This is a genomic window from Neorhizobium galegae, from assembly GCF_017877135.1.
GTDB classification, from domain to species: Bacteria; Pseudomonadota; Alphaproteobacteria; order Rhizobiales; family Rhizobiaceae; genus Neorhizobium; species Neorhizobium galegae_A.
In genome coordinates, this window is the sequence record NZ_JAGIPH010000003.1 from 284,636 (window position 1) to 303,977 (window position 19,342).

At 61.5% G+C, this 19,342-nt stretch carries 20 protein-coding genes; 14 read left to right on the plus strand and 6 right to left on the minus strand.

Annotated features, from left to right (window positions below):
* Positions 1-31 precede the first annotated feature (31 nt).
* The 4 genes from J2858_RS11575 to J2858_RS11590 are packed head-to-tail and all read right to left on the minus strand — an operon-like array spanning position 32 to position 2,890.
* The gene (locus J2858_RS11575; RefSeq protein WP_210104960.1) at positions 32-457 is read right to left on the minus strand and encodes an HIT family protein; all 426 of its coding nucleotides are present in this window, start codon (positions 455-457) and stop codon (positions 32-34) included.
* Between the two features lie 26 nt (positions 458-483).
* Positions 484-1,671, minus strand: coding sequence for a GNAT family N-acetyltransferase (locus J2858_RS11580; protein ID WP_210104961.1), 1,188 nt, complete (start codon positions 1,669-1,671; stop codon positions 484-486).
* A complete protein-coding gene (locus J2858_RS11585) occupies positions 1,668-2,405 on the minus strand; it encodes a glycerophosphodiester phosphodiesterase (protein ID WP_210104962.1) in 738 nt (245 codons plus the stop codon). The genes J2858_RS11580 and J2858_RS11585 overlap by 4 nt, the downstream gene beginning before the upstream one ends.
* Entirely contained in the window at positions 2,402-2,890 is a 489-nt protein-coding gene (locus J2858_RS11590) for a RidA family protein (protein ID WP_210104963.1), read from the minus strand. The genes J2858_RS11585 and J2858_RS11590 overlap by 4 nt, the downstream gene beginning before the upstream one ends.
* Positions 2,891-3,002: 112 nt before the next feature.
* Here J2858_RS11590 and J2858_RS11595 point away from each other — a divergent pair, with 112 nt between their 5' ends.
* From J2858_RS11595 to lpxB, 14 genes are all read left to right on the plus strand, one after another.
* Complete coding sequence (locus tag J2858_RS11595) at positions 3,003-3,836, plus strand: cell envelope integrity EipB family protein (protein WP_210104964.1); 834 nt, start codon at positions 3,003-3,005, stop codon at positions 3,834-3,836.
* A 224-nt stretch (positions 3,837-4,060) separates the two neighbouring features.
* On the plus strand, positions 4,061-4,831 hold the full coding sequence (gene rpsB / locus J2858_RS11600) for a 30S ribosomal protein S2 (protein WP_210104965.1): 771 nt from the start codon (positions 4,061-4,063) through the stop codon (positions 4,829-4,831).
* Positions 4,832-5,068: 237 nt separating this feature from the next.
* Positions 5,069-5,995: a translation elongation factor Ts gene (gene tsf, locus J2858_RS11605; protein WP_210104966.1), complete on the plus strand. Its 927-nt coding sequence runs from the start codon at positions 5,069-5,071 to the stop codon at positions 5,993-5,995.
* A 100-nt stretch (positions 5,996-6,095) separates the two neighbouring features.
* Entirely contained in the window at positions 6,096-6,821 is a 726-nt protein-coding gene (pyrH, locus tag J2858_RS11610; RefSeq protein WP_210104967.1) for a UMP kinase, read from the plus strand.
* A gap of 53 nt (positions 6,822-6,874) precedes the next feature.
* Positions 6,875-7,435 carry a ribosome recycling factor gene (gene frr / locus J2858_RS11615; RefSeq protein ID WP_210104968.1) on the plus strand — a complete coding sequence of 187 codons (561 nt, stop codon included), beginning with the start codon at positions 6,875-6,877 and terminating at the stop codon, positions 7,433-7,435.
* Between the two features lie 47 nt (positions 7,436-7,482).
* Positions 7,483-8,229, plus strand: a complete 747-nt coding sequence (locus tag J2858_RS11620; protein ID WP_210104969.1) for an isoprenyl transferase — start codon at positions 7,483-7,485, stop codon at positions 8,227-8,229.
* Positions 8,229-9,062 carry a phosphatidate cytidylyltransferase gene (locus J2858_RS11625; RefSeq protein ID WP_210104970.1) on the plus strand — a complete coding sequence of 278 codons (834 nt, stop codon included), beginning with the start codon at positions 8,229-8,231 and terminating at the stop codon, positions 9,060-9,062. The genes J2858_RS11620 and J2858_RS11625 overlap by 1 nt, the downstream gene beginning before the upstream one ends.
* A 29-nt stretch (positions 9,063-9,091) precedes the next feature.
* Positions 9,092-10,213 (plus strand): RIP metalloprotease RseP, encoded by a 1,122-nt coding sequence (gene rseP / locus J2858_RS11630; protein WP_210104971.1) that lies wholly within the window; start codon positions 9,092-9,094, stop codon positions 10,211-10,213.
* 190 nt (positions 10,214-10,403) lie between these two features.
* Complete coding sequence (gene bamA / locus J2858_RS11635) at positions 10,404-12,731, plus strand: outer membrane protein assembly factor BamA (RefSeq protein ID WP_210104972.1); 2,328 nt, start codon at positions 10,404-10,406, stop codon at positions 12,729-12,731.
* Positions 12,732-12,781: 50 nt separating this feature from the next.
* Positions 12,782-13,843 carry a UDP-3-O-(3-hydroxymyristoyl)glucosamine N-acyltransferase gene (gene lpxD, locus J2858_RS11640; protein WP_210104973.1) on the plus strand — a complete coding sequence of 354 codons (1,062 nt, stop codon included), beginning with the start codon at positions 12,782-12,784 and terminating at the stop codon, positions 13,841-13,843.
* A complete protein-coding gene (gene fabZ, locus J2858_RS11645) occupies positions 13,836-14,303 on the plus strand; it encodes a 3-hydroxyacyl-ACP dehydratase FabZ (protein ID WP_210104974.1) in 468 nt (155 codons plus the stop codon). The genes lpxD and fabZ overlap by 8 nt, the downstream gene beginning before the upstream one ends.
* Positions 14,300-15,115, plus strand: coding sequence for an acyl-ACP--UDP-N-acetylglucosamine O-acyltransferase (gene lpxA / locus J2858_RS11650; RefSeq protein WP_210104975.1), 816 nt, complete (start codon positions 14,300-14,302; stop codon positions 15,113-15,115). The genes fabZ and lpxA overlap by 4 nt, the downstream gene beginning before the upstream one ends.
* A 7-nt stretch (positions 15,116-15,122) precedes the next feature.
* On the plus strand, positions 15,123-16,004 hold the full coding sequence (locus J2858_RS11655) for an LpxI family protein (RefSeq protein WP_210105235.1): 882 nt from the start codon (positions 15,123-15,125) through the stop codon (positions 16,002-16,004).
* Entirely contained in the window at positions 16,001-17,194 is a 1,194-nt protein-coding gene (gene lpxB, locus J2858_RS11660; RefSeq protein ID WP_210104976.1) for a lipid-A-disaccharide synthase, read from the plus strand. Before J2858_RS11655 ends, lpxB begins: the two co-directional genes overlap by 4 nt.
* 40 nt (positions 17,195-17,234) lie before the next feature.
* Here lpxB and J2858_RS11665 read toward each other — a convergent pair whose 3' ends face one another.
* Together J2858_RS11665 and gltA are read right to left on the minus strand one after the other, a co-directional pair.
* Positions 17,235-17,912 carry a permease gene (locus tag J2858_RS11665; protein ID WP_245365730.1) on the minus strand — a complete coding sequence of 226 codons (678 nt, stop codon included), beginning with the start codon at positions 17,910-17,912 and terminating at the stop codon, positions 17,235-17,237.
* A 138-nt stretch (positions 17,913-18,050) separates the two neighbouring features.
* The gene (gene gltA, locus J2858_RS11670) at positions 18,051-19,340 is read right to left on the minus strand and encodes a citrate synthase (protein WP_210104977.1); all 1,290 of its coding nucleotides are present in this window, start codon (positions 19,338-19,340) and stop codon (positions 18,051-18,053) included.
* Positions 19,341-19,342: the final 2 nt, after the last annotated feature.

Consider the following 19,342-nt stretch of genomic DNA (forward strand, 5'->3'; position numbering starts at 1 on the left):
TGACGTTTTCGCGAGGATTTACCCGAGCGGCTTAAAGCGCCTCGCGAATCTTCTGGGCGTTTTGCGCCAGCACCGCGCCGTCTTCCATCTGGCCGGTATGCGGCTTCAACGGCTGTCGTTCATGGCGCGGGATCACATGGAAATGCAGGTGGAACACGGTCTGGCCGGCAGCCGGCTCGTTGAACTGGGCGATAAAGACGCCATCGGCCTCAAAGGCTTCCTTTGCCGCAACAGCGAGCTTCTGCACCACGGGCATCACCGCGGCAAGAACGGCCGGATCGGCATCCAGCAGATTGCGCGAGCCCTGTTTCGGGATGACCAGAAGATGGCCCGGCGCCTGCGGCATCACATCCATGAAGGCCAGCGTATGCTCGTCCTCATAGACCTTGTGGGAGGGGATCTCGCCCTTCAGGATTTTCGCAAAGATGTTGTTTTCGTCGTAGATCTGGCCGGTCATGGCGGGTGCTCCCTGATGGTCTTTTATCAATCGTCCTCTTGCCGCTCTCCCTTGCGGAAAGGACTGTGCTCGGTCAAGTATTCGCCGGCATATTCCACCTCGCGGCGCTCCCGCTTCAGATAATCGCCGATGGCGCGACGAAGGCCGGGATGGGCGATGTAATGGGCGGAATGGGTGGTGACGGGCAGGTAGCCGCGCGCCAGCTTGTGTTCCCCCTGCGCGCCGGCCTCGACACGCTTCAGGCCCTTGGCGAGCGCAAAATCGATCGCTTGGTGATAGCAGACCTCGAAATGCAGGAAGGGGTGGTCCTCGATACAGCCCCAGTGGCGGCCGAACAGCGCCTCCTCGCCGATGAAATTGATGGCACCCGCCACATAGCGCCCGTCGCGGCGTGCCATCACAAGCAGGATGTCGTCGGCCATGCGCTCGCCGATCAGCGAATAGAACGCCCGCGTGAGGTAAGGCTTTCCCCATTTGCGGCTGCCGGTATCCATGTAGAAGGCAAAGAACTGGTCCCAGATCGCTTCCGTCAGGTCCTTGCCGGTCAGCCAGTCGATCTCGATGCCGTTTTCGATCGCTGCGCGGCGCTCCTTGCGCAGGTTCTTGCGCTTGGAGGAGGAGAGCCTGGCGAGAAACGCCTCGTGGTTCTCATAGCCGTCATTGATGAAATGGAACTGCTGGTCCATGCGGTGGAGGAAGCCCGCCTCTTCGAAGGCCGGCAGTTCGCTTTCGCGCAGGAAGGTGACATGGGCTGACGAAATACCAAGCTGGCGCGTCACTTCGGCAAGGCCGGCGGCCAGTGTCTGGCGCAAGCTTTCCGGATCGTCGCCCTCTCTCACCAGCAGCCGCGGGCCGGTGGCAGGCGTAAACGGGATGGCGCATTGCAGCTTGGGATAATACGCCCCGCCGGCGCGCTCGAACGCATCCGCCCAGCCGTGGTCGAAGACATATTCGCCCTGGCTGTGGTTCTTGAGGTAACCGGGGACGGCGCCGATCAGCCGCCCGTCTGCATCTTCCATGAGGAGATGGTGGCCGAGCCAGCCGGTCTTCGCAGTCGCCGAGCCGGAGTCCTCCAGCGATGACAGATAGGCATGCGAGAGGAAGGGGTTGTAGGGCGTATCACCCCCGCGCCGTGTTCCCGACAGCTGCGACCAGCTATCGGGGCTGATCGCGGTGAAGGACTTTTCGACGCGGAGAGTGACGGTCTGGCTCATGCGGCAGAGGCTTTGCTTTCTCGCGGGTCGAAACCCTCGAAGGTCATCTGGTCCGCATGAGTATAGGTATGGGCGCGGGCATTTTCATCCCTCACCGTCCAGGTAATCACCGTCACGCCACGGGCGCGCTGGCCGCTGACGAAACTGTTAGGCAGGTCGGCATAGTGGTAGGAGATGAAATCGAGCCCCAGTTGCATGGCCTCGTCATGAGCGAAGAATTCTTCGGGTTTCGTGCCCATGGCGGTGAGGCCGACCGGGTAGGGGCAGTGTGCCGCCTTCAGCGCGCGCAGGAGATGATAATCGAAGCTCATCAGCGCCAGCGGCCCCTCATAGGCTTCGAGCACCTCCAGAACGCTTTCGATGAACCCGTCGTCCTGCTCGGCATCAATGCCCTTCAGTTCGATGACGATAGGCACCTGTCCTTTGACGAGGGCGAGCATCTGCTTCAGCGTCGGAATGCGGTCATTGGTGCCGCCGACGGAGAGTGCCTGCAGCTCGTTGGCCATGCGCTCGCGCACTTCACCGGCAATGCCGCAGAGCCGCTGCAGGTCATGATCGTGAAACACCATCGGCACGCTGTCGGCCGACAGCTGGATGTCGCATTCGATGGCAAAGCCCGCTTCGACGGCCCGGGAAAAGGCCGAAAGCGTATTTTCCCACACCGCCTTGTTCATGTCGTGATAGCCGCGATGCGCGACCGGGGTTTCCTTCAGCCAGGTGAGATCGGCGCTCATGCTGTAGCATCCGTGCTGACTTCGACTTCCAGGATGGCATCCACCTCGACGGCGGCGTTGAAGGGCAGGGCAGCCATGCCGACGGCAGCGCGCGCATGCTTGCCGGCCTCGCCCAGCACATTGGCGATGAGGTTGGAGGCGCCGTTCATCACGACATGTTGTTCGACAAATCCCGGAGCCGATGCGATGAAGCCATTGAGCTTCAGAACGCGGCGCACGCGGCCGAGATCGCCGCCAAGGGCCGCCTTGACCTGCGCCAGAATATTGATTGCGCAGAGTTCGGCCGCGCGCTGGGCGGTCGAAACATCGACATCTGCGCCCACAAGGCCGGTTACAGCCACTTTGCCGGCCTCCATCGGCAGCTGGCCGGAAATGTAGAGCGTGGTTCCACTTTGCGTATAGGGAACATAATTGGCGGCAGGCGCGGCCGCCACCGGCAAGCTGATCCCCATCTCCTTCAGGCGGGCTTCGATCGCATCCGACATTTCATTCTCCGGTTTGATTGTAAAATTGACTCGATTCCGTCACACATGACGCTAAGCATCACTCGATGGCGTTCTTATAACATCGCGCGTCGAGTCCCATAGGAGATTGTGGATGTTGCAGCAGAGCTTTGCAGCGATCCTTCTGGCAGGCAGCACGCTTGCCGCCGTGAGCCCCGCCCAGGCGGGCATGGAGGGCGCGCGCGCGTTGATACCCCACCGCGCCATCTATGACCTGAAGCTGAAGGATGTCTCCGACCGCTCGGGCATCGAGGGCATGTACGGGCGCATGGTCTACGAATTCACCGGCAATGTCTGTTCCGGCTTCACCACCAATTTCCGCTTCGTCACCCGCGTCGATACCGGCGAGGAGATGCGGGTCACCGACCAGCAGACCACGACGTTTGAAAACGCATCGTCCGGCGAGTTCCGTTTCGACACGAAATCCTTCACCGACGAGCAGCTGGACAAGCAGGTGACCGGCGAGGCCAGCGACCGCGACGGCGGCATCAAGGTGGCGCTCGCCAAGCCTGACCGGCGGGAAGTGGACCTGACGCCGGCGCAATTTCCGACCGAACACATGCTGGAGGTCATAGATCATGCCCGCGAGGGCAAGCGCTTTTTCGAGGCCCGCCTTTTCGATGGCTCCGAAAACGGCGACCAGAGCCTGCTGACGACCACGGTGGTGGGCACGCAGCAGATGCCGAAACCGGATGATGCGGATGCCGCAAGTGCTGGCGAATTCGGCAAGGAGCCCTACTGGCCGGTGACGATCGCCTATTTCAACGAAGACCAGAAGGCCGATTCGCTGCCGATCTACCGCATGTCCTTCAAGCTCTATGCGAACGGCATCACCCGCGATCTCACGATGGATTACGGCGACTTCGTCCTGTCGGGCACGCTCTCGAAGCTTGAACTTCTGGACAAGGCGCCCGAGACCTGCCGCTGATCCTTGAGCCTCACCGGCCCTCGTCTACGGCGTGACACAGCCCTTGCGGCGCTTTTTCACGGCAAGCGCTTGCATTTGGGCCGAAACACCGTTATGCGCACCACCATTCCACACGCGAAACTTGGGATTGGCCGGGAGAAATCCGGTCCGTTCCGCCGGTGGCCTGCCCTTCCGGGCGGCTGTTCGTTTCGCGGGGGTTAAACCGGAAACAAGGAGAAAAAGGCATGGCATTGCCTGATTTCAGCATGCGTCAGCTTCTGGAAGCTGGCGTTCACTTCGGTCACCAGACGCACCGCTGGAACCCGAAGATGAAGCCGTACATCTTCGGCGATCGTAACAACATCCACATCATCGACCTGGCTCAGTCCGTTCCGATGCTGTCGCGCGCCCTGCAGGTCATTTCGGACACCGTTGCCCGTGGCGGCCGCGTTCTGTTCGTCGGCACCAAGCGCCAGGCTTCCGAACTGATCGCCGATTCGGCGAAGCGTTCGGCCCAGTACTACGTCAACTCCCGCTGGCTCGGCGGCATGATGACCAACTGGAAGACCATTTCGAACTCGATCCAGCGCCTGCGCAAGCTCGACGAGATCCTGGCTTCGGAAGCTTCGGGCTTCACCAAGAAGGAACGCCTCAACCTCGAGCGCGAACGCGAAAAGCTTGAAAAGGCTCTCGGCGGTATCCGCGACATGGGCGGCACTCCGGACCTGATGTTCATCATCGACACCAACAAGGAAAAGATCGCGATCGACGAAGCCAAGCGCCTCGGCATCCCGGTCGTTGCCATCATCGACTCGAACTGCGATCCGGACCTCATCGACTACCCGATCCCGGGTAACGACGACGCATCGCGCGCCATCGCTCTCTACTGCGACCTGGTTGCCCGCGCTGCCATCGACGGTATCGCTCGCCAGCAGGGCGCTTCCGGTCGCGACATCGGCGCTGCTGCCGAAGCTCCGATCGAGCCGGCTCTCTCGGACGAAGCTGCCGAAGCCTGATTGAAGGCGTCAAACGATCCGGCCGTCGGTGCCGGGTCGTGAAATACGGGAGATCGCCGAAGGGCGGTCTCCACTCCAGGCGTCCTGCGCCGGCGGAACCTGTTCTGCCACTGTTGCCGTGAAACTGCGCGGACGACCATTCATCACGCTGTCATATTTCCGGGTACATTCGTGCCCCAACGGGCGCCGGCCGTGAAACTCCGGCAGGCGCATCCCCAGATTGGACAAGAGGCAAACATGAGCGAAATCACAGCCGCAATGGTGAAGGAACTGCGCGAAAAGACCGGCGCAGGCATGATGGACTGCAAGAAGGCGCTCGCCGAGACCGCTGGCGACATGGAAGCCGCGATCGACTGGCTGCGCGCCAAGGGCATTGCCAAGGCCGACAAGAAGTCGGGCCGCACCGCCGCTGAAGGCCTCGTCGGCATTGCGTCGTCCGGCACCAGCGCCGTGGTCGTCGAGCTGAACTCGGAAACCGACTTCGTTGCCCGCAACGACGCCTTCCAGGATCTGGTGCGCGGCATTGCTTCGGTTGCCCTGTCGACCGACGGTTCCGTCGCTGCCATTTCGGACGCCAGCTACCCGGCAACCGGCAAGTCCGTTTCCGAGACGATCAAGGACGCCATCGCCACCATCGGCGAAAACATGTCCCTGCGTCGCTCCGCCAAGCTGTCCGTCGAAGATGGCGTCGTGGCCACCTACGTGCACAATGCTGCCGCTGACGGCCTCGGCAAGCTCGGCGTTCTCGTCGCGCTGAAGTCGACCGGCAACAAGGAAGCGCTGACGGCAATCGGCCGTCAGGTCGCCATGCACGTGGCCGCCACCAGCCCGCTTGCCGTCCGCGCCGAGGAAGTGGACGCAGCGGTTGCCGAGCGCGAGCGCAACGTCTTCATCGAGCAGTCGCGCGAATCGGGCAAGCCGGAAAACATCATCGAAAAGATGGTGGAAGGCCGCATGCGCAAGTTCTTCGAGGAAGTCGCACTTCTGTCGCAGTCCTTCGTCATCAACCCTGACCTCACCGTTGCGGCTGCCCTGAAGGAAGCCGAAAAGGACGTCGGTGCGCCGATCGAGATCACCGGCATGGTGCGCCTGCTTCTCGGCGAAGGTGTCGAAAAGGAAGAAACGGATTTTGCGGCCGAAGTGGCTGCAACCGTCAAGCGTTGATATCCGCTTCCTGAAATATTGGGATAGCGTCAGGGCGTCGCGTGACAACGCGGCGCCCTTCGTGTATCCGGCACTCGGTGCGATCCTCGAAGGAGTTTCCATGTCATCCTCCAATCCCGTCTACAAACGTGTGCTCCTGAAGGTCTCCGGCGAGGCCCTGATGGGGAGCCAGGGCTTTGGCATCGACGTTACCGTTGCCGACCGCATTGCCTCCGATATCGCCGAGGCGCGCCGGATGGGCGTCGAGGTCGGCATCGTCGTTGGCGGCGGCAATATTTTCCGTGGCGTCGCCGTTGCCTCCAAGGGCGGCGACCGGGTGACCGGCGACCACATGGGCATGCTGGCAACCGTGATCAATGCGCTCGCACTCGGTACCTCGCTGCGCAAGCTCGACATCGATACGGTCGTGCTGTCGGCCATTGCCATGCCGGAAATCTGCGAAAGCTTCTCGCAGCGCCAGGCGCTGCACCACATGTCCCAGGGCCGCGTGGTGATCTTTGCCGGCGGAACCGGCAATCCCTTCTTCACGACCGACTCGGCCGGTGCGCTGCGGGCCGCTGAAATCGGCGCCGAAGCCATTTTCAAGGGCACCCAGGTCGACGGCATCTATTCGGCCGATCCCAAGAAGGACCCGACCGCCACCCGCTTCGACAAGCTGACCCACAGCGAAGTGCTCGAAAAGGGCCTCGCTGTCATGGACGTCGCAGCCGTTGCCCTTGCGCGCGAAAATTCCATTCCGATCATCGTCTTCTCGATCCACGAGAAGGGCGGCTTCGGAGAGATCTTGACCGGCGGTGGTCTCAAGACCATCGTGACAGACAACTAAAGGCCTTTTGGCGCACGCTGTTGCCCAAAAATCCTGAGAGAACGGAGTAGAAGATGAGCGGAGCCATCGACCTCAACGATATCAAGCGGCGCATGGACGGCGCCATTTCGGCCTTCAAGAACGATATCGCATCGCTGCGCACCGGCCGTGCGTCTGCCAACATTCTCGATCCGGTGGTGGTCGAGGCCTATGGCTCGCGCGTGCCGCTCAACCAGGTGGCGAACGTGACCGTGCCGGAACCACGCATGCTCGGCATCTCCGTCTGGGACAAGTCGATGGTGAACGCCGTCGACCGCGCCATCCGCGAGGCCAATCTCGGCCTCAACCCGATCATGGACGGTCAGAACCTGCGCATTCCGCTGCCGGAACTCAACGAAGAGCGCCGCAAGTCGCTTGTCAAGGTGGCACATGACTATGCAGAAAAGGCCAAGGTCGCCATCCGTCACGTGCGCCGCGACGGCATGGATTCGCTGAAAAAGGCGGAAAAAGACGGCACGATCGGTCAGGATGACAGCCGCGCGCAGTCGGAGCGTGTGCAAAAAATGACTGACGATACGATTTCCGATGTCGATCGTTTGCTTGGCGACAAGGAAAAGGAGATCATGCAGGTATAAAGACCTGCTGATTGACTGTTTTCAACGTTGAAGCGAGTGGATGTTCCATGGTGCAAGGTGAGCTGCCCTCTATACCCAGACATGTTGCCATCATCATGGACGGCAACGGACGCTGGGCGAATGAACGCGGCCTGCCGCGCACCATCGGCCACAGCAAGGGCGTGGAAGCGGTGCGGCGCACCGTGGAGGCGGCGGGTGACGTGGGCATCGAATTCCTCACCCTGTTTGCATTTTCCTCGGAAAACTGGAGCCGGCCGCAGGACGAGGTGTCGGTGCTGATGGGGCTGTTGCGCCGCTTCATCCGGCGCGATCTTGCCGAACTCCATCGCTCCAACGTGCGCATCCGCATCATCGGCGAGCGCGACGGCCTGCAGGGCGATATCCTGCCGCTTCTGCTTGAGGCGGAAGAGACCACCTGCAACAATACGGGCCTGACGCTGATCATCGCCTTCAATTACGGCGCGCGTGACGAGATGACGCGCGCGGTGAAGCGTCTGTCGGCCGAGGTGGAGGCCGGACGTTTGAAAGCGTCGGACGTGACGCAGGATCTTATTGCCGCGAATCTCGATACCGCCGGCATTCCCGATCCCGATCTCATCATCCGCACCAGCGGTGAAGAGCGCCTGTCGAACTTCCTGCTCTGGCAGGCGGCCTATTCCGAATTCGTCTTCGTGCCACAATACTGGCCAGACTTCGACCGCGACCTGTTTTATGCGGCTCTTCGGACCTTTTCGGCCCGCAACCGGCGCTTTGGTGGCCTCGCGGCCGCCACACCCGCTGCGGTGGCTGGCTGATGTCGGTCGAACTCAGACGGCGCATTCTCTCCGGCATTGTCATGATGGCGGTCACGTTGATCGCGACATGGGCAGGCGGGGTCTCCTTCCGCAGCTTCTCGGCGCTCATCGCCGTCCTCGTCTACTACGAATGGTCGCGCATGACGCGGCTTTCGGAAGTGGATTTTCGCGGCAATGCACTGGGCTGGCTCGCCGTCGTGTCGGTCGCCGTCAACCTGGTCGTTGGCGACGAGGGGATGGGGGTACCGCTCGCCGGTGGCTTCACCCTGACGGCTATCCTCTTGATTGCGGTGAGGGGTGGATCCGGCTGGCTTCCCGCCGGCATTGCCTATTCGGCCTTCAGCGGCATATCGCTTGCTGCCATCCGCGGCGCCGACGAACCGGGCTTCGTGGCCATGCTGTTCGTCTTTGCCGTCGTCTGGGCAACCGATATCCTGGCCTATTTCGTCGGGCGCGCCCTGCGCGGCCCAAAGCTTGCGCCGCGCATATCACCCGGAAAAACCTGGTCGGGCGCCATCGGAGGAACGGTGTCGGGCATTGCCGCCGGCTGCCTTGTGTCGCTGGCCTTTTTCCCGAGCCTTTCGCTGCGCACCGCCATCCTTGCTTTCAGCCTGTCTGTGGCAAGCCAGGTGGGCGATCTTTTCGAAAGCTTCATCAAGCGCCGCTTCGGCGTAAAGGACTCAAGCCACCTTATCCCCGGCCATGGCGGCGTGATGGACCGGGTTGACGGTCTCGTTTTTGCCGGCTTTGCGGCATTTCTTCTTGCAATCATGCATGCGGCATGGTCCGAAGAAGGTGGTACCTCCGTGGCAGCGTTCCTGTTCGGTCTTTGAAGGCCGCATAGAGGGAAGTGGATCAACAGATGGCAATCCTCGGTTTTCTTACCGGCTACATCATCCCCTTCGTGCTGGTGCTGTCGCTGCTCGTCTTCGTGCACGAGATGGGCCACTATCTCGTCGGTCGCTGGAGCGGCATTCGCGTCACCGCCTTTTCGATCGGCTTCGGCCCGGAACTCGTAGGCTTCACCGACCGCCATGGCACTCGCTGGAAGCTGTCGCTGGTGCCGCTCGGCGGCTACGTGAAATTTTTTGGTGACGAGGATGCCTCAAGCCGCCCCGATTCGGAAAATCTTGCACAGCTGAGCCCGGCCGAGCGCGCACAGACGCTGGCGGGAGCCGCTCTCTGGAAGCGCGCCGCAACGGTTGCCGCCGGCCCGATTGCCAATTTCATCCTCGCCATTGCGATCTTCGCCGTGCTGTTCGGCGTCTATGGCCGCATGATCTCCGACCCGGTCGTCGCCGAGGTGCGCCCCGACAGTGCGGCTTCGGAAGCCGGCGTCCTGCCGGGCGACCGTCTGGTGGCGCTGGACGGAACCGCCATCCGCACCTTCGACGATGTGCGCCGCTATGTCAGCATCCGCCCGGAAACGCCGATCGTGGTGACGGTCGAGCGCCAGGGAAAAAGCATCGATCTGCCGATGGTGCCGAAGCGCACCGATATTACCGACCAGTTCGGCAACAAGGTCGAAATGGGCCTGATCGGCATCGTCACCAACGAGCAGAGCGGCAACTTCCGCCACATCACCTATTCGCCGCTCGAGGCCGTGGGTGAGGGCATAGCGGAAACCGGCAACATCATCACCGGCACCTTCCATTACATCGGCAACCTGGTGACCGGCCGCATGAAGGCGGACCAACTGGGTGGGCCGGTCAGGGTGGCGCAGGCATCCGGCCAGATGGCTTCGCTTGGCATTTCGGCCGTCATTCAGCTGGCGGCGGTCCTGTCGGTGTCGATCGGCCTTTTGAACCTCATGCCGGTGCCCGTGCTCGACGGCGGGCATCTGGTCTTCTACGCCATCGAGGCGATCCGGGGAAAACCACTGGGCGCCGGCGCGCAGGAGGTTGCATTTCGCATCGGTTTGGCCATGGTGCTGAGCCTGATGGTGTTTGCAACCTGGAATGATATCAGTAATTTGATTGGTTGACAAAGTCGGTTGTAAACCAACTGTTTACCCTAATCGAAAAAAGCCGTGGCGATTGGGTCACGCCTTTAAAGGAAGTAAATAGAAATTAACGGGATACCTTGCTTGTAGGGCAAAAGCAGGTAAAACGACACACGTGGCCGGAGTCGGGGTTCCCCCCGCCGAGGACAACGGAAAAAGGTAAGAATTGAAAATGAAAGCTGGTTCAAAGTTTTTGAACGCAGTCTCGGCGTTTGCGCTGTCTGCTGGTGTTGCTGCGTCGGGTGCAGGTGTAGTCGTTCTGAGCTCGCCTTTGTCTGCGCAGGCTGCGACCATTCAGCGTGTCGAGGTGCGTGGTGCGCAGCGGTCCGGGCAGGAAGCTGTTCGCTCCAACCTGACGATCCGCCCAGGCGTCAATTTCTCCAATTCCGATATCGATGAATCGGTGAAGCGTCTTTACGCCACCGGTTATTTTTCCGACGTCAAGATCGCAGTCTCCGGTTCGACCCTCGTGGTGACGGTCAATGAAAGCCAGCTGGTCAACCAGGTGGTGTTCAACGGCAACCGCAAGATCAAGGACGACAAGCTGCAGGGCATCGTCAACACGCAGCCGCTCGGCCCCTATAGCGAAGCGCTGGTCACGGCAGACATCGCGCGCCTGAAGGAAGCCTATAAGGTCATCGGCCGCGGCGACGTTCAGATCACCACGCAGGTGGTTCCGGTCGGCCAGGGCCGCGTCAACATTGCCTTCGTCATCAACGAAGGTGATCGCACCAAGATCGCCGACATCAAGTTCATCGGCAACCAGGCCTATGGCAGCCGCCGCCTGCACGACGTGCTGGTGACGAAGGAATCCGGTCCGCTGTCCTTCCTGACCCGCAAGGACGTCTTCACCGACGACAAGCTGCGCGCTGATGAAGAAGCGCTGCGCCAGTTCTACTACAACCACGGTTATCCGGATTTCCGGATCGTGTCGTCCGATGCCGTTCTCAACGAAGCGAAGAACGAATACACGCTGACATTCACGGTCGAGGAAGGCCCGCGCTACACGTTCGGCAATGTCTCCGTCGAATCGACGGTCGACGGCATCAATGGTGCGGACCTGCAGGGTCTCGTGCAGACGAAGTCCGGCGATGTCTACAAGGCGAGCGACGTCCAGAAGTCGATGGAAGCCATCTCCAAGAAGGTTGCTGAAGCCGGCTATCCGTTTGCCCGCGTCACTCCGCGCGGCGACCGCAACTTCCAGACCAGCACGATCGGCCTGTCCTACCTGGTCGACCAGGGCGAGCGCGCCTATGTCGAGCGGATCGACATTCGCGGCAACACCCGCACCCGCGACTACGTCATCCGTCGCGAATTCGACATCAGCGAAGGCGATGCCTTCAACCAGACGATGATCACGCGCGCCAAGCGCCGCCTGGAAGCGCTGGGCTATTTCACCAAGGTCAACATCACCACGCAGCCGGGTTCGTCTGGCGATCGCGTCGTGATCGTGGTGGATGTCGAGGATCAGCCGACCGGTTCGTTCGGTATCGGTGCCGGCTATGCGGGCAATGATGGCGTCGTGCTGGAAGCCTCCATCGAGGAAAAGAACTTCCTCGGACGCGGCCAGTACATCCGCGTGGCAGCCGGTGGCGGCCTCGATAACGCCCGCACCTATTCCTTGAACTTCACCGAGCCCTATTTCCTCGGTTATCGCCTGGCGGCCGGTTTTGACCTGTTCAAGAGCCAGACGTCGTCGAACGACTATTACGACTATAACGAACAGGGCATCACCCTGCGCGTTACGGCGCCGATCACGGAAAATCTGGCGACGACCTTCCGCTACACCTACAAGGAAATCAAATACGAGGGCACGGATGACTGGCAGACCAACCTGTCGCAGCCGTTCCAGGATCTGGTTCGCGGCGGAACTTACGACCAGTCGTCGGTCTCGCAGACGCTGACCTACAACACGCTGGACGACAAGACGCTGCCGCGCGAAGGCATCTACGCAACCGTCACGCATGAATATGCCGGCCTCGGCGGCGATTCGGAGTTCTACAAGATCTACGGTCGTGCCCGCTACTTCCACCTCCTGTCGGATGAGCTGGACATTATCGGCCAGCTGTCGGTCGGTGCGGGTCATGTGATGTCGACGGGCGACAACCTGCACGTCTTCGACCAGTTCACCTTCGGCGGACGCCAGGTACGCGGCTTCAAGAACGATGGTATCGGTCCGCGTGTTGGTGAAGATGCCATCGGCGGCACCACCTACTTCAACGCTTCGGCGGAAGTGACCATGCCGATGCCGGCTGTGCCGGAAGATTTCGGCCTGCGCGCAGCCTTGTTCGCAGACGCCGGTTCGCTGTACGGCAACGATGTTCCGGTCACGAGCGGTACGGTCAATGGAACCGACAGTTCCATCCGTGCATCGGTCGGCGCCGGCATCACCTGGGCTTCGCCGTTTGGTGCACTCCGCTTCGATTACGCCGTGCCTGTTGCCAAGGAAGACTACGACGAAGAGCAGCGCTTCCGCTTCAGCATGGCAAACCAGTTCTGATCTTCTGCATCCAGAACCGCGGACTTTAAACTGTTCTGGAGCAATGGCTGATGGACAAGAACGACTTCTTTCCGCCGCATGATGGCGTAAGCCTGGGTGACTTGGCAGCGCATCTTGGGGCGGAACTTCTCGACCCGACACAGTCGGAGCGGCTCGTCCGCTCCGTCTCTCCGGTCTGGCGGGCGGGCGAGGGCGACGTCTGCTATATTCTGTCGCGCAAGCACCGTGCCGAACTCGAAACCTGCCGGGCATCCGCCATACTGTGCGATGAAGCGCTGCGCTCGGCTATCCCTGCCCATATTCCGGTTCTCCTGACGGCAAAGCCGCACGCCGCGTTTGCGCGGGCCGGGTCGCTGTTGCATCCCAAGGCGATGCAATCGCCGGCAACCGTCTCCGGAAGCGGCATTTCGCCTGCCGCGTACATCGATCCGACGGCGCGCCTGGAAGAGGGCGTGACCGTAGAGCCTATGGCCGTGATCGGAGCAAATGCCGAAATCGGCGGGGGCACCCGCATTTGCGCCGGTGCCGTGATCGGCGCGGATGTGCGCATCGGGCGCAACTGCTCGATTGCCGCCGGCGCCTCGGTGATCTGCGCACTCGTCGGCAATGGCGTGATCATTCATAACGGCGCACGCATCGGTCAGGACGGATTCGGCTTTGCGCCCGGTCCTGCCGGCATGCTGAAGATCGTGCAGATTGGCCGCGTCATCATCCAGGACAATGTCGAGCTCGGCGCCAATACGACGGTCGACCGCGGCGCCATGGACGATACGGTGATCGGTGAGGGCACCAAGATCGACAATCAGGTGCAGATTGCCCACAATGTAAAGATCGGCCGCCATTGCGCCATCGCCAGCGGGACTGGTATAGCGGGCTCGACGAAAATCGGCGACGGCGTGCAGATCGGCGGCGCGTCGGGCGTCAATGGACATATCACGATCGGCGACGGCGTGCAGATTGCGGCGATGAGCGGCGTTGTCGCTTCCATCCCCGCAGGGGCTCGATATGGCGGCATTCCAGCCCGCCCGATGCCCGATTTCCTGCGTGACCTCGCCGAGATCATGACGCGTTCGGATGAGCGCGCAAAGAAAAGAGGAGAGAGGAATGGCTGATCAGGAACAGGTCGTGCTTGATTCCGTGGATATCCTGGAAATCATGAAGCTGCTGCCTCACCGGTATCCGTTCCTGCTGGTTGACCGCATCATCGACATCGATGGTGACCTGAGCGCGATCGGCATCAAGAATGTGACGGCCAATGAGCCGCATTTCGCCGGCCATTTTCCCGAACGGCCGATCATGCCGGGCGTGCTTCTGATCGAGGCGATGGCGCAGACGGCCGGCGCGATCTGCGCGCGCAAGCAGGGCGAAACCGGCAATCTCGTCTACTTCATGACGATCGACAATGCCCGTTTCCGCAAGCCCGTCGTGCCGGGCGACCGCGTCGAATTCCATGTCGTCAAGCAGAAGCAGCGCGGCAATATCTGGAAATTCCATTGTGATGCCAAGGTCGATGGCGTTCTGGTGGCCGAGGCCGATATCGGGGCAATGATCCGCCCGAAGGACGCGGCATGAGCACGATCGCCGCCAGCGCCCGCATTCACAAGATGGCCGTTGTCGAAGATGGCGCGGTCATCGGCGAAAATGTCGTCGTCGGGCCGTTTTGCCAGGTCGGCCCGAAAGTGGTGCTGGGTGAGGGCGTCGAGCTTGTCTCGCATGCGGTGGTGACCGGTCGCACGGTGATCGGTCGCGGTTCCCGCATTTTTCCGATGGCCGTCATCGGGGGCGATCCTCAGAGCGTGCATCACGCTGGCGAGGAAACCACGCTCTTCGTGGGCGACAACTGCACCATGCGCGAAGGTGTGACCATGAACACCGGGACGGTGGATGGCGGCGGCACGACGGTCGTCGGCAACAACTGTCTGTTTCTGGCCAATTCCCATGTGGCGCATGATTGCCAGCTCGGCAATCATATCATCATGTCCAACAATGTGATGCTGGCCGGCCACGTGAAGGTGGAAGACCGCGTCATTCTGGGCGGCGGGGCGGCCGTTCACCAGTTCACCCGCATCGGCCGCCAGGCCTTTGTCGGCGGCCTTTCGGCCGTCAATTACGACGTTATTCCCTACGGCATGCTCAACGGCAATCCGGGACTTCTCGGCGGCCTGAACGTGGTCGGCATGACGCGCGCTGGCATCGATCGCGCCGTCATTCACCGCGTGCGCCGCGTCTTCAAGGACATTTTTGAAGGCGAGGGCTCGATCCGCGCCAAGGCGGCCGCCCTTCGCGACGATTATCTCGATTGCAGGGAAGCACTGGAAATCATCGATTTCATCGGTGTCGACAGTGACCGGGCCATTTCCTCGCCCCATCGCGGCAAGGCCTGAGACGGTGGTGCCGGTTTCGGTTCGAGACCGGGCGGGACGGCTTGCCATCATCGCCGGCGGCGGCTTTCTGCCTCTCTATGTCGCAGAAGCCGCGCGTGCGGCCGGCGACGAGCCGTTCGTCATCTGCCTGAAGAACGAAACCGACCGCGATTTCTCTTCCTTCGACCATGCCATCGCCGGCGTGGGGGATCTGGCACGCATCGAAAAGCTGGTACGGGAAAAGGGTGTTCGCCGGGTCGTGATGTCCGGTGCCGTGCGCCGGCGCCCGGAGTGGCGCGATATCCACCCGACCTGGCGCACGCTGATCCAGGTGCCGCATGTGGTCAAGACGCTGCTGTCGGGGGGTGACGACACGGTTCTACAGATGGTGATCGGCCTGTTCGAGGGCATGGGCTGCCAGGTGGTGGGCGTGCATGATATCGTGCCCGCACTTCTGGCCGACACCGGCGTCATGACCCGCCACCATCCGACGGGAGACGACGAGGGGGATATTCAGACCGCTGCGACGGCCGCACGGCTGCTTGGCGAACTCGATGTCGGGCAGGGCGCCGTGAGCGTCGGCGGGCGGATTGTTGCGCTGGAGGGCGTCGAAGGCACCGACCGCATGTTGCTGCGAGTGGCGGAGTTGCGCGGCGAGGGCCGGATTTCCGCCAGGCGTCGCGGCGTGCTGGTAAAACTCTGCAAGCCGCAGCAGGATGTGCGCGCCGACCTTCCCACCATCGGGCCCTCGACGATTCGCTCTGTTATTGCGGCTGGCCTCGGCGGCATTGCCGTGGAAGCGGGGCGGGCGCTGGTGCTCGACAAGCAGGAAATGCTGGCGCTTGCCGATGAGGCCGGCGTCTTCGTGTGCGGCATCGATGCGGGCCTTCCGGGACAGGGAATAAGATGAGCAAGCGCAGGCTGAAAGTGGCGGTGGTGGCCGGCGAAGTCTCGGGCGATCTGTTGGGCGCTGACCTGATTGCACAACTGAAACGCGCCTATCCGGGGCCGGTGGAACTGGTCGGCGTCGGCGGCGAGGCGCTGGAGGCCGAAGGCCTTGCGTCGATCTTCGATTTTTCCGATCTGTCGATCATGGGGCTCACGCAGGTTCTGAAACGCCTGCCGCTGATGATCAAAAGGCTGAAGCAGGCATCCGATGCCATCATCGCCGCACGACCCGATGTGCTGCTGATCATCGACAGTCCCGATTTTACCCATCGGGTGGCAAAGCGTGTGCGAAAGGTCCTGCCGGATCTGCCGGTGGTGGATTATGTGTGCCCAAGCGTGTGGGCCTGGAAGGAATATCGCGCCACGCAGATGCTGGACTATGTCGACCAGGTGCTGGCAGTTCTGCCCTTCGAACCGGAGGCGATGCGGCGCCTCGGAGGGCCGAAGACCGACTTCATCGGCCACAGGCTGACGGCTGATGCCAATGTGGTATCGGTGCGCGAGACGCGGCGCCTGAGCTCCTCGGTGCCGGCAGGAGACACGCAGAAAACAATTCTCCTGTTGCCCGGCTCGCGCGGGACTGAAATCCGTGCGCTGATGCCAGCCCTTAAAGATACCGCAGCACTGCTTGCCGCGCGCCATGACAGGCTGCGCCTCCTGCTGCCGACCGTGCCCCGCCAGGAGGCGCTGGTGCGCAGCCTCGTTGCCGACTGGGCGGTCAAGCCGGAGATCACCATCGGCGCACCCGATAAATGGCAGGCCTTTGCCCAAGCCGATGCCGCCATTGCCGCATCCGGCACCGTCACGCTGGAACTGGCGCTCTGCGGCGTGCCGACCGTGTCCATTTACAAGACGGATTTCCTGATCCGCATGATGGCGAACCGTATAAAGATATGGTCGGCGGCGCTGCCGAACCTGATTGCCGACCAGCCGGTCATTCCGGAGCATATCAACGACATGGTGCGCCCAGGTTATCTCTGCCGCTGGGCCGAATGCCTGTCCTTCGACACGCCGCAGCGGCGGGCCATGCTCGAAGGTTTTGCAGTGGTCTGGGACAGGTTGTCGACGGTCGTGGCGCCCGGCGAAGCAGGCGCGCGGCTGGTGCTGGAGCTTCTGGCAAGTCGGTATCCCACTGGCAGCGGCGCTTCCTGATCAAGACATCCGACGGCCTGGGACAAAGCCGCATGGGCCCTCACTTCCAGCTTTTCAGGGTCAATCCGAGGGCAAGGGCTACCACCAGGATGACGATGAGTGCAACCAGGAACCGTGTCACGAACAAACCGATGCTCGCGGCCGTGGTGATATGCAGATCGCGTTTGAACCATCGCACCTCAGCCTGACCATACCATGTGACGGCTGCCGCAAACAGGATGGCGCCTGTCGTGAGCCCCGCCTGATGCGGGATAAGCATGAGATCGAGGCCAATGCCGGCCACCAAGACAAAGAGCGCCGCCACATAGCACTGGCTATAAAACGGCGGTCGCAGTGTTTCCCGCGTCAACCTGATTTTCTTGCGTCTGACCAGCGTCACGGCCATCACCAGAGGCAGCACGCTAAAGATCACGCCGCGTGCAATCAGCAGATTGGCGGTTGACGACAGAATCGGCGGCAGCGTGGAATCGTCGTAGAGCGATGGGATCGCGTGGGATATCGACTGGGCCAGCAACAGCGTCAGAAGCAGGAAAAGTGGCGGGCTCAGCATATCGTCATACTGGTCCTGCGGCTTGTCTGCCAGTTCCTCATCGGCATAGCGCATCATGTAAAGCGGGTTGACGAGCGAACGCCGGATCGTCAGCGGATAGAAGATCAGCCAGGACACGACCTCGTAAAGAAGCTCTTCAAGAGACTTCAACAGCTTCATGAAATCCATGCTTTTCCTCCGGTATCCCGCTGCGACTGTAGCGCACATTCTCACGATAGCTTGTCCCAACGAGAGAATCATTCCGCCACGAAAAAGCCCGCGAAAAATTCGCGGGCCTTGATGTCAGGATAAATGTGGGCCGGCGTCTTAGCGCTTGGAAACCGGCACGTAATCGCGCTGGGCAGCGCCCGTGTAAAGCTGGCGCGGACGGCCGATGCGCTGCTGCGGATCTTCGATCATTTCGGCCCACTGGGCGATCCAGCCGACGGTGCGGGCAAGCGCGAAGAGAACCGTGAACATGGTGGTGGGGAAGCCCATCGCCTTCAGCGTGATGCCCGAATAGAAGTCGATGTTCGGATAGAGCTTCTTTTCGATGAAGTAGCTGTCGGTGAGCGCGATCTTTTCCAGCTCCATGGCAACCTGCAGCAGCGGGTCGTCCTTGTGGCCAAGCTCGTTCAGCACTTCATGCGTGGTCTTCTGCATGATCTTGGCGCGCGGATCGTAATTCTTGTAGACGCGGTGACCAAAGCCCATCAGGCGGAACGGATCGTTCTTGTCCTTGGCGCGGGCAATATATTCCGGGATACGGTCCGGCGTGCCGATTTCCATCAGCATGTTGAGAGCCGCCTCGTTGGCGCCGCCATGAGCCGGGCCCCAGAGGCAGGCAATGCCGGCCGCGATGCAGGCGAACGGGTTGGCACCGGAGGAGCCGGCCAGACGCACCGTGGAGGTGGACGCGTTCTGCTCGTGATCGGCATGCAGGATGAAGATGCGGTCCATGGCGCGGGCCAGAACGGGGTTCACCTTGTACTCTTCACACGGCACGGCAAAACACATGCGCAGGAAGTTCGATGCGTAATCGAGATTGTTCTGCGGATACACGAAGGGCTGGCCGATGTGGTACTTGTAGGCCATGGCCGCGATCGTCGGCATCTTGGCGATCATGCGCAGCGAGGCGACCATGCGCTGGTGCGGATCGGTGATGTCGGTCGAGTCGTGGTAGAAGGCCGACAGCGCGCCAACCGTGCCGACCATGACGGCCATTGGGTGGGCATCGCGGCGGAAACCGGTAAAGAAGCGGCTCATCTGCTCGTGCACCATGGTGTGGTGCGTGACGCGATGATCGAAATCCTTCTTCTGGGCTGCCGTCGGCAGTTCGCCGTACAGCAGAAGATAGCAGGTTTCCAGGAAGTCGCCGTGTTCGGCGAGTTGCTCGATCGGGTAACCGCGATGCAAGAGAATGCCTTCGTCACCGTCGATGAAGGTGATCTTGGATTCGCAGGATGCGGTCGAGGTGAAACCCGGGTCGTAGGTGAAGGCACCGGTGTTCTTGTAGAGTGCGCCGATGTCGATCACGTCCGGCCCGATCGTTCCCTTCTTGACCTGAAGGTCGACCGTTTTATCTCCCAATCCCAGATGTGCGCTTGTGTCCGTCATAC

Coding starts and splice junctions, on each gene's coding strand:
- gltA (WP_210104977.1), bottom strand. CDS start 19,340: ATGACGGACACAAGCGCACATCTGGGATTGGGAGATAAAACGGTCGAC.
- pyrH (WP_210104967.1), top strand. CDS start 6,096: ATGTCATCCTCCAATCCCGTCTACAAACGTGTGCTCCTGAAGGTCTCC.
- J2858_RS11585 (WP_210104962.1), bottom strand. CDS start 2,405: ATGAGCGCCGATCTCACCTGGCTGAAGGAAACCCCGGTCGCGCATCGC.
- J2858_RS11580 (WP_210104961.1), bottom strand. CDS start 1,671: ATGAGCCAGACCGTCACTCTCCGCGTCGAAAAGTCCTTCACCGCGATC.
- J2858_RS11595 (WP_210104964.1), top strand. CDS start 3,003: ATGTTGCAGCAGAGCTTTGCAGCGATCCTTCTGGCAGGCAGCACGCTT.
- rseP (WP_210104971.1), top strand. CDS start 9,092: ATGGCAATCCTCGGTTTTCTTACCGGCTACATCATCCCCTTCGTGCTG.
- J2858_RS11625 (WP_210104970.1), top strand. CDS start 8,229: ATGTCGGTCGAACTCAGACGGCGCATTCTCTCCGGCATTGTCATGATG.
- tsf (WP_210104966.1), top strand. CDS start 5,069: ATGAGCGAAATCACAGCCGCAATGGTGAAGGAACTGCGCGAAAAGACC.
- lpxD (WP_210104973.1), top strand. CDS start 12,782: ATGGACAAGAACGACTTCTTTCCGCCGCATGATGGCGTAAGCCTGGGT.
- J2858_RS11590 (WP_210104963.1), bottom strand. CDS start 2,890: ATGTCGGATGCGATCGAAGCCCGCCTGAAGGAGATGGGGATCAGCTTG.
- frr (WP_210104968.1), top strand. CDS start 6,875: ATGAGCGGAGCCATCGACCTCAACGATATCAAGCGGCGCATGGACGGC.
- bamA (WP_210104972.1), top strand. CDS start 10,404: ATGAAAGCTGGTTCAAAGTTTTTGAACGCAGTCTCGGCGTTTGCGCTG.
- J2858_RS11575 (WP_210104960.1), bottom strand. CDS start 457: ATGACCGGCCAGATCTACGACGAAAACAACATCTTTGCGAAAATCCTG.
- J2858_RS11665 (WP_245365730.1), bottom strand. CDS start 17,912: ATGGATTTCATGAAGCTGTTGAAGTCTCTTGAAGAGCTTCTTTACGAG.
- lpxB (WP_210104976.1), top strand. CDS start 16,001: ATGAGCAAGCGCAGGCTGAAAGTGGCGGTGGTGGCCGGCGAAGTCTCG.
- rpsB (WP_210104965.1), top strand. CDS start 4,061: ATGGCATTGCCTGATTTCAGCATGCGTCAGCTTCTGGAAGCTGGCGTT.
- fabZ (WP_210104974.1), top strand. CDS start 13,836: ATGGCTGATCAGGAACAGGTCGTGCTTGATTCCGTGGATATCCTGGAA.
- J2858_RS11620 (WP_210104969.1), top strand. CDS start 7,483: ATGGTGCAAGGTGAGCTGCCCTCTATACCCAGACATGTTGCCATCATC.
- lpxA (WP_210104975.1), top strand. CDS start 14,300: ATGAGCACGATCGCCGCCAGCGCCCGCATTCACAAGATGGCCGTTGTC.